The 12,777-nt window shown below is 72.1% G+C and carries 12 protein-coding genes; 7 read left to right on the top strand and 5 right to left on the bottom strand.

Annotated elements, in window-relative coordinates; translation table 11 throughout:
• Positions 1-27 precede the first annotated feature (27 nt).
• The 7 genes from EXU48_RS09360 to EXU48_RS09330 all read left to right on the top strand — a co-directional run bounded on the left by EXU48_RS09360 (position 28) and on the right by EXU48_RS09330 (position 8,763).
• Positions 28-879 carry a phytanoyl-CoA dioxygenase family protein gene (locus EXU48_RS09360; protein ID WP_133107384.1) on the top strand — a complete coding sequence of 284 codons (852 nt, stop codon included), beginning with the start codon at positions 28-30 and terminating at the stop codon, positions 877-879.
• Positions 880-1,056: 177 nt separating this feature from the next.
• Positions 1,057-2,364: an ABC transporter substrate-binding protein gene (locus EXU48_RS09355; RefSeq protein WP_235856932.1), complete on the top strand. Its 1,308-nt coding sequence runs from the start codon at positions 1,057-1,059 to the stop codon at positions 2,362-2,364.
• A gap of 80 nt (positions 2,365-2,444) precedes the next feature.
• The gene (locus EXU48_RS09350; RefSeq protein WP_235856931.1) at positions 2,445-3,305 is read left to right on the top strand and encodes a carbohydrate ABC transporter permease; all 861 of its coding nucleotides are present in this window, start codon (positions 2,445-2,447) and stop codon (positions 3,303-3,305) included.
• On the top strand, positions 3,298-4,188 hold the full coding sequence (locus EXU48_RS09345) for a carbohydrate ABC transporter permease (RefSeq protein ID WP_133107382.1): 891 nt from the start codon (positions 3,298-3,300) through the stop codon (positions 4,186-4,188). Before EXU48_RS09350 ends, EXU48_RS09345 begins: the two co-directional genes overlap by 8 nt.
• The gene (locus tag EXU48_RS09340) at positions 4,185-5,582 is read left to right on the top strand and encodes a hypothetical protein (protein WP_133107381.1); all 1,398 of its coding nucleotides are present in this window, start codon (positions 4,185-4,187) and stop codon (positions 5,580-5,582) included. Before EXU48_RS09345 ends, EXU48_RS09340 begins: the two co-directional genes overlap by 4 nt.
• Positions 5,579-6,490, top strand: coding sequence for a MurR/RpiR family transcriptional regulator (locus EXU48_RS09335; protein ID WP_133107380.1), 912 nt, complete (start codon positions 5,579-5,581; stop codon positions 6,488-6,490). The genes EXU48_RS09340 and EXU48_RS09335 overlap by 4 nt, the downstream gene beginning before the upstream one ends.
• Entirely contained in the window at positions 6,487-8,763 is a 2,277-nt protein-coding gene (locus tag EXU48_RS09330; RefSeq protein ID WP_235856930.1) for an FAD-dependent oxidoreductase, read from the top strand. Before EXU48_RS09335 ends, EXU48_RS09330 begins: the two co-directional genes overlap by 4 nt.
• Before the next feature lie 9 nt (positions 8,764-8,772).
• On the opposite strand, the gene EXU48_RS09325 is transcribed toward EXU48_RS09330, so the two are convergent.
• From EXU48_RS09325 to EXU48_RS09305, 5 genes are all read right to left on the bottom strand, one after another.
• Positions 8,773-9,153, bottom strand: coding sequence for a hypothetical protein (locus tag EXU48_RS09325; protein WP_133107379.1), 381 nt, complete (start codon positions 9,151-9,153; stop codon positions 8,773-8,775).
• Between the two features lie 193 nt (positions 9,154-9,346).
• Positions 9,347-9,568: a type II toxin-antitoxin system PemK/MazF family toxin gene (locus EXU48_RS09320; RefSeq protein ID WP_235856957.1), complete on the bottom strand. Its 222-nt coding sequence runs from the start codon at positions 9,566-9,568 to the stop codon at positions 9,347-9,349.
• Positions 9,569-9,852: 284 nt separating this feature from the next.
• On the bottom strand, positions 9,853-10,590 hold the full coding sequence (locus EXU48_RS09315) for a triose-phosphate isomerase (protein WP_133107378.1): 738 nt from the start codon (positions 10,588-10,590) through the stop codon (positions 9,853-9,855).
• Complete coding sequence (locus EXU48_RS09310) at positions 10,583-11,041, bottom strand: ribose-5-phosphate isomerase (protein WP_133107377.1); 459 nt, start codon at positions 11,039-11,041, stop codon at positions 10,583-10,585. Before EXU48_RS09310 ends, EXU48_RS09315 begins: the two co-directional genes overlap by 8 nt.
• Entirely contained in the window at positions 11,038-12,777 is a 1,740-nt protein-coding gene (locus EXU48_RS09305) for a dihydroxyacetone kinase family protein (protein WP_133107376.1), read from the bottom strand. Before EXU48_RS09305 ends, EXU48_RS09310 begins: the two co-directional genes overlap by 4 nt.

The raw sequence follows: 12,777 nt of genomic DNA, 5'->3' as shown, positions 1-12,777 counted from the left end.
GGCTTGCCGCAGATTAGCGTGCGTTGGATGCTGACGTCGAACGGCTACGTGCTGAAGGAAAGTCCGGATCGGCTCGGACCGCTCACCGAGACGCCCGACCGCGAGCGCGACGACCGGGAGGCGCTGTGGCTGCGCCTGCGCCGCCAGGGATACCTGCTGCTTCGGGGCCAGATCCCGCCGGAGCAGATCGCGGCGTTCCGCCGGTTCTACTTCGGCGCACTCGCCCCCGCCGGTGTCCTGCGACCCGGTACCCCCGCCGAGGACGGCATCGCCGGGACCGGCCCGATCGACCAGGCGGGCTACCGTCGGGCCCTCTTCGGCCACATCGTGCCGTCCGAGGACTACGAACGCCTGTGCCGCACGTCCACCGTGGCCGACTGGTTCCGCTGGTTCCTCGGCGACGACGTGCACCTGCACCGGCGCAAGATCCTGCGCCACACGAGGCCCGGCCAGAACGGGGTCGGCACCGCGACCCAGGCCCACTACGACCTGGTCTACCTGCGCGAGGGCACCGACCGGGTCCTGTCGATGTGGATCCCGCTCGGCGACTGCCCGACCACGCTCGGCGGCCTCACCTACCTCGAGGGCTCGCACCGGGCCGTGCTCCGGGAGGAGGCGGAGGGCCGGCTGCAGCGGCCGGCGGCGTCCATCACGGCCGACCTGCCCGGCCTGGCCCACTCCCACGACGCACGGTGGCTGGTGGCCGACTACCGCGCCGGCGACGTGATGGTCCATTCCGCGCACATCATCCACGCGGCGCTGGACAACGTGGATCCGGGCGGGCGGATGCGGTTGTCCACGGACATCCGCTACCAACGCGTCAGCGACCCCATCGACTGGCGCTGGCAGGAGCACTGGGACGACCACGACGGTCTGTGACGAACCTGCGCGACCCGTTCGAGGTGTGCAAGATATTTTCGTGACCCTTGCGTGCGATCGATTCTCTCGGTAACTTCTTGCACGTCCGGAGGATCCGATCGAGGGAGATCGCGTGTTCGTAGTCATGACCAGCACCGCGCCGGCGGTCGATCTCCCGACCGGCGTCAGGCACACCCGGTGAGTACGACCGGTCCCACCCGCCGCCAGGTCATGGGCGGGGCGCTCGGGCTCGGCGCACTCGGCGCCCTGACCGCGTGCGGTCAGGGCACGTCGACGTCGCCGGCGACGACGCTGAACGTCTGGGGCGGAGTGCCGCCCGAGTCGGGGCCCGGCGCCCTGGTGGAGGCGTTCGAGGCCGCGCATCCGGAGTACAGCGTGGTCTACACGCGGTTCATCAACGACGACCGGGGCAACCTCAAGCTGGACACCGCGTTGCAGGGCGGCGTGGACATCGACGTCTACTTCACCTACTCGATGGAGTCGATGGCACTGCGGGCCGGTTCCGGGCTCGCCCTGGACGTCACCGACCGGGTCGAGTCCGACCCGGAGCTCGAACCGTTCCTCGACACCGAGGCCCCGAAGGCGTACTGGCAGGACGGGCGGGTCAGCGCCCTGGCCACCACCCGGGAGCCGAACATGGTGGTGGCCAACCTCGACCGGTTGGAGGCGGCGGGTCTCGACCTGCCGACCGAGTGGACCGTCGAGGAGTTCGTCGACACGGCGCGCGCACTGACCACGGCGACCACCTACGGCAGCTATCAGCTGCCGGACGTCCCACGGGTCGGCCTCGGCCCGAACTACTGGTTCACGTCCGACGGCACCTCCAACTTCACCGACCCCCGCTTCCTGGAGCACTACACCCGCGGCCGCGACCTCATCTCCGACGGGGTGCTGTTCCCGTGGACGGAGGTGCTCGCGCGCCAACTCGAGGCCTACCAGCAGAACGCGTTCATCGCCGAGGAGTTCGCCCTCTGGGTCACCGCGCCGTTCAGCCTGCGCTACCTCTACGACCCCACCAACTACCCGCACGAGTTCCGGGCCGCCGCCGCGCCGATCCCGACCAGCGACACCGGGAGTTGGAACACCGGCGTGTTCGGCAACTTCGTGATGATCAATCCGAGGTCGACCAAGCATGACCTCGCCTGGGAGTTCGTCCGGTTCTGGATCACGGAGGGCTCACAGTTCATGGCCCCCGGCGGCAAGATCCCCACGTTGCAGAACGTGGACACCGACCAGATGCTCGACAGCCTCCTCGGTCCCGACGCCGACGACTGGTTCGACACCGACTCCTTCCGCCGGGTGCTCTTCGACGACGACCCCGAACTGTTCGTGGACACCAACCTGACGGCGTTCCCCGAGATCACGCTCGCCGTCGAGCAGCAGCGGGACGTGTGCTGGATCGGCGAGCGCTCCCCGCAGGACGCGGTCGCCTCGATGGACGCCCAGGCCACGGCCGCGATCGACCGCTACGGACGGGACAGCTGATGGCCACCGTCACCGCGCCAGCGCCCACCAGGTCAGTGCCGGCCCCGGGCAACCGCCGCCGCCTGGGTCCACCCGACCGCGTGGGCTGGCTGTTCATCCTGCCGAACCTCGTGGGCGTGGCCCTGTTCACGTTCGTGCCGCTCGTCTCGGTCGTGGTCCTGGCGTTCACGGACTGGAACCTGGTCTCCGGCCTCGGCGGCATCGAGTTCATCGGCGCGGACAACTTCACGAACGTGCTCGCCGACCCGTTGTTCTGGGGCAGCGTGGGCCGCACGGTGGTCTACGCCGGGGTCAGCGTGCCGTTGACGGTGCTGTTCGGCATGGCGCTGGCGCTCGCCCTGGACCGGGACGTCCCCGGTCGCGGGGCGCTCCGGGCGGTGTTCTTCATGCCCTACATCGTGAGCACGGTGGCCATCGGGATGACCTGGCTGATGCTGATGAACCCCTCCGCCGGCCTGGTCAACCAGGTCCTCGGCGCGTTCGGCCTCACCGACCTGCCCGCCTGGTTCGCGTCCTCCTACTGGGCCCTGCCCGCGCTGATCGTGATCGCGATCTGGAGCGGCGTCGGCTACGCCGCGGTCATCTACCTCTCCGCGCTGCAGGACGCACCCACCGACCTGTACGAGGCCGCCGAGATGGACGGCGCCGGGCCGTGGCGCCGGTTCCGCACGATCACCTGGCCCTCGCTGTTGCCGACCACGGTGTTCCTGATGGTCACCCTGTTCATCGGCACGTCCCAGGGCTTCGGCCTCGTCGCGCTGCTGACGGCCGGCGGCCCGGGCGACGCGACCACGGTCCTGTCGTTCTACATGTACCAGACCGGGTTCCAGTTCTACCGGTTCGGCTACGCCGCGGCGATCGGCATGGTGACGTTCGTCGGTGTCCTGGCCCTGACGCTCGCGATGTGGCGGGCCCAGCGTGGAAAGGCCCTCAATGACTGACGCGACCCTGACCCGAGTCTCCGATGGCACCCGGCGCTCGAACCTGACCCCGCGGCAGCGGCGGTCCCGACGCAACCGCTGGCTCTGGGGGATCCCGCTGTGGTTGCTCGCGCTGGCGTTCCTGGCGCCGTTCGCGTGGATGGTCTCCACGTCGCTGAAGTCGAACCTGGACGCGTTCTCGATCCCGATGCAGTGGATCCCGGACCCGGCCCAGTGGGACTCCTACGTGGAGGTCCTCACCGGCGAGAACTCGATCCTGCCGGCGTTCGCGAACTCGGTGATCGTCGCCGTCGCCCGCGTCCTGGGTGAGGTCCTCACCGCGACCATGGCAGGGTACGCGTTCGCCCGGCTCCACTTCCGCGGACGGGACAAGGTCTTCCTGGCCTACCTCGCGACGTCGATCATCCCGGCCCAGCTGCTCCTGGTACCGCGGTTCATCTACTTCCAGCAACTGAGCCTCTACGACACCCTGTGGGCCCTCATCCTGCCCGGGATGTTCACGGTGCTCGGCACCTTCCTGATGCGCCAGTTCTTCGTGGCGCAGCCGGCCGCGTTCGCCGAGGCGGCCCGGATCGACGGCGCGAACGAGTGGCAGATCTTCTGGCGGCTGTACCTGCCGATGGCCACCCCGGTGATCAGCGCGCTGGGAATCCTCGCGTTCGTCTGGTCCTGGAACGACTACGAGACCCCACTCGTGCTGATCTCCAGCCCCGAGGTGTACACCCTGCCGCTGAGCCTGACCGGGTTCGCCGACGAGCAGGGCGCCCTGTCCCCGAACCTGTCCATGGCCGCCTCGGTGGTCTCCATCATCCCCGTGCTGATCGTCTTCCTGCTCCTGCAGAAGCGGTTCGTGCAGGCCCTCACCCACACCGGGATCAAATGACCTCCTCCACCGACGCGCCGCTCCAGGTGTCCGGCGTCTTCCCCTCCCTCGCCCAGGTCGGCGACTTCGGACCGCCGCGCAGCGAGCTCGGCGTCGGCGCCCTGATGCCCTACAACGGCGTGCTGTACGTGCAGAACTACAACTCGCACAAGGCCGCGAGCGGGGCCGGGGTGAGCCTGCGCCGCATCGACGCGGACCTGCGGATGGAGGTCGTGGCCGAGACCCTCGGGGTGGACGGCACCTACACGAACCGGTTCGTGCACTACCCCACCGGGCACCTGGTGATCGGGCCGCACGTGATCTCCCCGGACCACACGATCCGCACGGTGCCGGAGCTGACCGGGCACCGGCTGTGCGGTACCACCCGCCACCTGACCGAGCCGGACACGCACGTGTACGTGCTGACCATGGAGGGCGAGGTGTTCTCCCTCGACCTGACCACGCTGGCCTGCGAGCTCGCCTGGGACCTGAACGACGAGCTCGACACCGAGGGCGAGTGGAAGGTCCACTACAAGGACTGCTACTCCAGCTTCGGCCGGCTCGTGGTGTGCTCGAACGAGTACGCCGAGCCGGAGTGGCGCGGCGAGCGCGCCCGCGGGCGCCTCGCGGAGTTCGACGGCGAGTCCTGGCGGATCCTGGAGCGCAAGCCGTTCACGGCGATCGGTGGGCGGCACGAGTTCGGCGGCACCATCTTCGCGTCCGGGTGGGACGCCGCCTCGGCCATCCTCGAGGTGTTCACCGAGGCGGACGGCACCTGGCGCCGGTACCGGCTGCCGAAGGCCTCGCACACGTTCGACCACAAGTGGCAGACCGAGTGGCCGCGGATCCGGGAGGTCGAGCACGAGCGTCTGCTCCTGGACCATCACGGCATGTTCTACGAGCTCTCGCCGTGGGCCTACGGGAACCGGATCTGGGGCGTGCGGCCGGTCTCGACGCACCTGTGGGTGCTCGGCGACTTCTGCAGCTGGCGCGGGATGTTCGTCGCCGGCGCGGACAACGCCTCACCCAGCCACGGGCTCAACCCGACGACGGCGGAACCCCAGTCCGGCATGTTCTTCGGCAAGACCGACGACCTGTGGTCGTTCGGGAAACCGTCCGGGTGGGGCGGTCCCTGGTGGGACACCGACGTGGATGCGGGCGAGGCCTCGGACCCGTACCTGATGACCGGCTTCGACAACAAGTGCGTGCACCTGCAGAACCACGGCGACACCGCGATGACGGTGCACCTGGAGATCGACGCCCGCGGCGACGGCACGTTCGGGCGGGTGACCACCCTCGAGGTGGCGCCCGGCGCCCTGGTCACCCACACCTTCCCGCCCGGGTTCAGCGCGCACTGGGCCCGACTGGTCAGCGACCACGCCGGGCGGGCAAGTGCGCAATTCTTCTACACATGAGCAGCCACGCCGACTCGACGAGCCCCCTGCAGGCCCTGCGCGACTCCCTGCCCGGTCTGACCGGCGCCACCGCGCGCGCGGCCGCGCACATCGTCGCGGACCCGGCCGCGGCCGGCCGGGAGTCGATCACCCGGCTCGCGCAGGCGGCCGGGGTGTCCGCGGCGACGCTGACCCGGCTCGCGAACCTGCTCGGCTTCGACGGGTTCCCGGCGCTGCGCGCGGCGATCGCCACCGAGCACGGCCGCGAGGTCCAGGGCGGGTGGCAGCGGGACATCGGCACCGAGATCCAACCCGACGACTCCCCCGACCAGGTCCTCGGCGTGCTCGTCGCGGCCCAGCACCGCGCATCCCGGCAGGCGCTGGGCTCGATCGACCTGGCGGCCGCGGACCGGGCGGCGGGCTGGCTCGCGAACGCGTCCCGGATCCACCTCTACGGTGAGTGGGGCGACTCGATCGCCCTGCACGAGCTGTCGCTGCGGCTGCTCCGGATCGGGCGGCCGGTCTGGTGGCACGAGGGCGCCCAGGCGGCCCGGGTCGCGGCCAGCCTCATGCAGCCGGGCGACGTGGCCCTGGCGCTGACCCGGTCCGGGCGCGACGAGGTCGCCACCGAGTTCCTCGCCCTCGCCCGCATCAACGGTGCCCACACGGTCGTCCTCACCGGTGACCCGACCGCGTCACTCGCCACGGATGCCGACGTCGCCCTGTTCACCGGGACCCGCGAGGGCACGGCCTGGACCGACTACTTCAGCGGGCGGGTCGGCGACACCCTCACCACCGCCCTGCTCTGGGTCCTCGTCGCGCAGAAGGTCCCGGACGGCCTCGGCGTCTCCTACGGCGGTCAGAAGGTCCCCGCCCCCACACGCCTCACCCGACCCCCGACCACCCCATCCACCGGAGGTTCCCCGTGACCCAGGCCCCGCAGCGCTTCCAACCGCCCGTGATCCCCACCGAGGACGTCCACGCGGACCTGACCGTCGTCGGCGGCGGCCTCGCCGGGGTGTGCGCGGCCATCGGCGCCGCCCGACGGGGCGCCACCGTGACCCTGATCCAGAACCGGCCGATGCTGGGCGGGAACTCCTCGAGCGAGGTGCGGGTCTGGGTGTGCGGGGCGACCGCACACGGCGTGCAGCACTACGCCCGGGAGACCGGGATCATGGGCGAGCTGTTCGTGGAGAACCAGTTCACGAATGCCGACGGCAACCCCTACTACTGGGACCTGGTGGTGAGCGAGGCGGTGCGCGCGGAGCCGAACATCACCCTGTTCCTGAACACCGACATCCGCGAGGTCGAGGCGGACGGGCCCGAGGACGAGCGCACGATCCGGTCGGTCGCCGGCTGGCAGATGGGCTCGGAGCGGCGGCTGCGGTTCACCTCCACCTCGTTCGTCGACGCCACCGGGGACGGTCTCGTCGGGTTCCTGGCCGGGGCCCGGTACCGCACCGGCCGGGAGTCGCGCGCCGAGCTCGGCGAGTCCTGGGCGCCGGAGCGCGCCGACGAGGAGACCCTCGGATCGACGATCCTCTTCTACACCAAGGACGTCGGCCACCCCGTGAAGTTCGTGCCGCCGACGTTCGCGAAGGACATCACCCGGACCTCCATCCCCGAGCTGCGCGGCATCCGGGTGGACGCGAACGGCTGCGACTACTGGTGGATCGAGTGGGGCGGCGACCGGGACGTGGTCGCCGACAACGAGGAGATCCGCGACGAACTGCAGGCCGCGGTGTACGGCATCTGGGACCACATCAAGAACTCGGGGTCCTACGACGCGGACAACCTGACCCTGGAGTGGGTCGGCTCCGTGCCGGGCAAGCGCGAGTACCGCCGCTTCGTCGGCGACCACACGCTCACCCAGCACGAGGTGCTCGGCCAGGAGGAGTTCGACGACCGGGTCGCGTTCGGCGGCTGGTCGATCGACCTGCACCCCCCGGGCGGTATGTACGCCACCGAGCACGGGTCCCGGCACTGGCACCCGGACGGGAACTACCACATCCCGCTGCGCTCGCTGTACTCGCAGAACGTCTCGAACATGTGGATGGCCGGACGCAACATCTCGGCCTCGCACGTGGCGTTCGGCACCACCCGGGTGATGGCCACCTGTGCGGTCATCGGCGAGGCCGCCGGGGTGGCGGCCGCGGTCGCGGTGGCCGACGGCGTCACTCCCCGCGAGCTGGCGACCCACCGTGTCGCCTCGGTCCGGCGGGCGCTGGTGCGCGCCGACGCAGCGGTGCTCGGCGTGGTCCATGACGACCCGGCCGACGCCGCGTTGACCGCGCGAGTGAGCGCGTCCTCGACGCTGCGCACCCTGGCCGCGCCGACGCCGTCGGGCATCCTCGACCTGACCACCAAGCTCGGGCTCGTGGTCCCGGTCGACCCGGCCCTCGACGGCCTCGAGATCCTGATCGACGCCGACACCGACACCGAGCTGGTGCTCGAGATCCACGACCCCGGGCTCGGCCAGAACTACATCCCACGGGAGCTGGTGGAGACGGTCACGGTAGAGGTGCCCGCCGGTGAGAAGCAGTGGGTCTCCCTGCCCGCGCGGTGGCGCCCGGCCTCGGCGCGCAACGCGTTCCTGGTGCTGCGGGCGAACGCCCACGTGCGGGTGCACACGGCGTGCACCCCACTGCCGGGCGTCCTGACGTTCACCCACCGCGACCCCGGCGAGGACGAGCGCTACACCGAGCAGTGGCGGGAGTGGAAGCAGGTGCTGCGACGCGGGTCGGTGTGCCTGCGGCTGGAGGCCCCCACCGACGCGTACGCGGCCGAGCGCGCGGTCGGTGGGTACGCGCGGCCGTTCGCCGGTCCGCAGATGTGGATCTCCCAGCCGCTCGCGCACGACCCACAGCCCACCCTGTCCCTGACCTGGGACGAACCGGTGGACCTGACCGAGATCGCCGTGATCTTCGACGACGACCTCGACGAGGACCTCATCAACCTGCACCACCACCGGACGCCGTTCGACGTGCTGCCCACCCTGGTCCGCGACTACCGGATCGAGGCGCAGGTCGACGGCGGCTGGCGGGTTCTCGCCGACGTCACCGACAACCGGCACCGGCACCGCCGGCACCCGCTCGAGCGGCCGGTCGGCGCGAGCACGCTGCGCCTGGTGGTCACCGCCACGAACGGGACCGACAGCGCCCGGGTGGTGTCGCTGCGGGCCTGGGCGGACGGGCAGGGCTGATCGGCCGCTCTACGGGTCGGTCAGCTGGCCGTAGAGCACGACGCCGACGACCAGCAGCACGAACGCCACCGCGATCGCGCCGCACACGAACCCGGCGATCCTCCGGGCCCGCCCCGCGAAGATCCACGGCACGACCGGCAGCAGGAGCAGGACGCAGACGGCCGTCAGGAGGGTGCCGAAGATCAGGCCGTAGCCGTGCTGGTCCGCCCCGGGGGCGGCGAGCACGGTGCTCGTCAGCAGGATCCACACGCCGAGCGCCAGCGGCAAGCACACCAGCACGGCGGCCACCAGCGCGACGATCCGCCCGGCCGTGAACCCGCTCGACGGCGGCGCCGGCGGACCCTGCTCGCCCCAGCCGGTCACGCCGCGCGCGTACGGATCCTCGGTCATACCGGCAGGGTAGGGGCTCGGCGACCCGCTCGGGCGCCGTTCGACCCACGCCCAGCGCGTCGACGCTCGCGCGGGCGTGGGCGGACGGGCAGAGCTGAGCCATGGGCCGGCCGGCGTACGGTCGGTCAGCCGGATCAGGCCAGGCCGAGCACGTCGACCACGGCCCTGTCGATCCTGGTCATCTCGTCACGGGTCAGTCTCCCGACCCTGGCCCCGAGCCTGACTCCGGATCGACCGCCGTCAGCTGTTCGACGAGCACCCGGGTCGGCGCTCCGGCGATGGTGATCTCCGGCCGGAACGACGCCTCCCGCCGCCCCGTGGACGTTGGCGCGACCACCCAGGTGGACAGTGGGAGGTCGTCCGACTGGAGCACCACGGCGAACCGTCGCCCGGCCTGCTCGTGCCCCCTTGGCATACTCACCGTTGTATGACACCTCGTCTTACAGGACGGATCGCTCCAGTCACGCGACCTGGCGGACCGGCGGGGCGCCTGCTTTGGGCCTGCGGACGGCTCAGGAGCCGGTGAGCACCGAGCGGGCGGCGTACCCGACGAAACCGAGTACGACCAGGACGGCCGGAGCCAGGTCAGGCGGCTGACCATGCCGACGCGTCCGAATTGGCCCGGAACGGGAGGGCTCCACGTCATTGCGTCGCTGACCCGTCCGGCGGGTCAGTGACGCAATGACGGGATCCACCCGCTCAGCCGAGGCGCTCACCCACACGGTCGACGATGCTCAGGTAGTCGGACACCTGCCAGGCGGCGCGCCCGACGAACAGGCCGCCGATCCCGGGCACCAGGGCCAGGTCCACCGCGTTGCCCAGGTCCACCGAGCCGCCGTAGAGCACCGTCGCCCTGGCACCCGCAGCCGCTGCGACGGTCGCCGCGATCTCGGCCACGGCCTCGGGCTGGGCCGGGCGGCCGGCGGCCCCGATCGCCCAGATCGGCTCGTACGCGATCAGCGCCGGCACCGCGTCCGGGACCCCGGCGAGGGCCATGCGGACCTGGTCCGCAACGAACTCGGCGGCCCCGCCGGCCCGGCGCACCTCGGCCGACTCGCCGACGCAGATCAGCGGGAGCAGCCCGTGCCGCAGCGCGGCGTGCACCTTGAGGTTGACCCGCTCGTCGGTCTCGGCGAAGTGCTCGCGGCGCTCGGAGTGCCCGATCTCCAGCATCGTCGCGCCGGCGTCGGCCACCTGCGGCACGGACACCTCACCGGTCCAGGCGCCGGCGTCCTCCCAGTGGGCGTTCTGGGCGCCGAGCCGCACCGGGGAGTCCGGGCCGAGCTCGGCGGCGACCGTGGCCAGCGCGGTGGCCGGCGGGATGACGAACGGGCGCACCGGCCAGTCCCGCCGGGCACGTAGCCCGCGCGCGAACTCGCGGGCCGGTCCGAGGGTCTTGGTCATCTTCCAGCTCGTGCCGACCCAGAACTCAGTCACGACGTTCGTATGCCGTGATCGCGGCGACCTTCGCCGCGGAGGCGGATGCGCCGTCGAACGTGTAGCCGAGCCACTCCGAGGCGAGTCGGCGGGCCAGCTCGAGCCCGATCACCCGCTCCCCGAACGTGAGCACCTGGGCGTTGTTCGACTTGACCGACCGCTCCACCGAGTAGGAGTCGTGCGCGGTGACGGCCCGGATCCCGGGAACCTTGTTCGCCGAGATCGCCACGCCGAGCCCGGTCCCGCAGACCAGCAGGGCCCGGTCGGCGCGACCGTCGGCCACGAGCTGGGCGGCGTCCACCGCGACGTGCGGGTAGTCGGTGCCATCCCCCTCGATCACCCCGACGTCGATCACCTCCGAGACGCGCGGGTCGGCCTCCAGGTCACGCTTGAGGGCTTCCTTGTAGTGGTAGCCGGCGCTGTCCGCACCGACCGCGATCCGCCAGTTCATGATTCCTCCGCTGAGACCGTCGACGACTGCGCGACCGCGGCGACCACGAGCGCGAACGAAATGGCACCCGGGTCCGCATGACCGCGGGCGTGTTCACCATGGGTGCGGGCCCGGCCGAGCCGGGCCGTGAGGGCGGCGGTGCCGCGGGCGGCCTCCTCCGCCGCGGTCGCCGCGCTCGCCCATGCGGCGGGCACCGCGGCCCCCTGCCCGACGGCGGCACGCAGGTTCGCGGCGAACGGCACCGCCGCGTCGATGACGGTCTTGTCGCCCTCCCGGGCGCCCCCGAGGTCTGCGGCGGCGGTGACCGCGCGGTCCACGGCCCGGGCGACGCCGTCGGCATCCGGGGCGCGGTCGTTGCCGACCTCGGCCCCGGCGGCCCGCAGCGCCGCTCCCCAGAGCGCCCCCGAGGTGCCACCGGCAGCGTTGGACCAGGCCCGGCCGGCGGCGTCGAGGACGGCCCCGAGGCCGGCCCCGGCCAGGTGCGCCTCCTCGGCGGCCCGGACCGCACCACCGACCCCCAGCACCATGCCCTGACCGTGGTCACCGTCGCCGGCCACGGCGTCCAGCCGGCCGAGCTCCGCCTCGTGGTCCGCGAGCGCGCGGGTGACCGCGGCGGCGGAGCGCAACAGATCCTCGGCCGCCCGTCGAGAGTCCTCGCTCCCCGGGGAGACCACCGTCGCGGGTGGCGGCGCGAGAGCGTCGGCGGGCGGAGCTGCGGCCGCGGGCGGCGGTTCCGCCCCGACCGGGCCGGGCCGGCCGCGACGGAACGCGGGCGTGTCCGCGGGCGCCGTCCAATAGCGCTCGAGCTCGGGGTCGAGGAACGTGACGGTCAGGGACATCCCGGCCATGTCCAGGCTGGTCACCTGCTCCCCGACCTCGGGGGCGATGATCACCAGGCCCGCCGCGGTGAGCCGATCGGCCACCCGCCCGTAGACGGCGAACAGCTCCTCGTGGGTGGTCGCACCGAGCCCGTTGACGAGCACGGCGACCCGCCCGGCATCGGCGGGAGCCTCGGCGAGGATCCGGTCGACCAGGTCGTCGGCGACCTCCGTCGCGCTGCCGAGGTCCTCGGTGCTCAGCCCGGGCTCGCCGTGGATCCCGAGGCCGAGCGCGATCCGGCCCGCAGGGACGGTGAACAGCGGCTCGTCCTGGCCCGGCAGCGTACATCCGGCGAGCGCGATCCCGATGGTCCGGGTGCGGGCGTTGGCCCGGGCCGCGACCCGCTCGACCCGGTCCAGGTCCGCGCCGGCGGCCGCGGCTGCGCCGGCGATCTTGAACACGATCAGGTCTCCGGCGATCCCCCGGCGCTGCTCGGGCTCGGCGGCCGAGGCGACGTCGTCGGTCACGGTGACGATCCGCACGTCGATGCCGTCCGCCCGCAGCTCCCGGGCCGCCTGACCGAACTGCAGTCGGTCCCCGGCGTAGTTGCCGAAGCCGAGCAGCACTCCGGCGCCGCGGTCCGCGGCGCGGATCACCGTGACGGCCTGGTCCGCAGAGGGCGAGGCGAAGATGTTGCCGCACACGACGCCGTCGGCCATCCCCTCCCCCACCCACCCCGCGAACGCGGGGTAGTGCCCGGACCCGCCGCCGAGGACCACGGCGACCTTCCCGGGCGCCGCCGGTGCCGCGCGGACCACGCCGCCGGGCACCTCCCGGACCCGGTCGGCGTGCGCCCGGACGAAGCCGGTCAGGACGTCCGCGGCGAACGTCCTGGGGTCGTTGACGAGGTGGGTCAT

This window comes from Occultella glacieicola, from assembly GCF_004353825.1.
Taxonomy (GTDB): domain Bacteria; phylum Actinomycetota; class Actinomycetes; order Actinomycetales; family Beutenbergiaceae; genus Occultella; species Occultella glacieicola.
The sequence above is the reverse complement of the archived record's forward strand: the minus strand, read 5'-3'. Positions and strand labels throughout refer to the sequence as shown.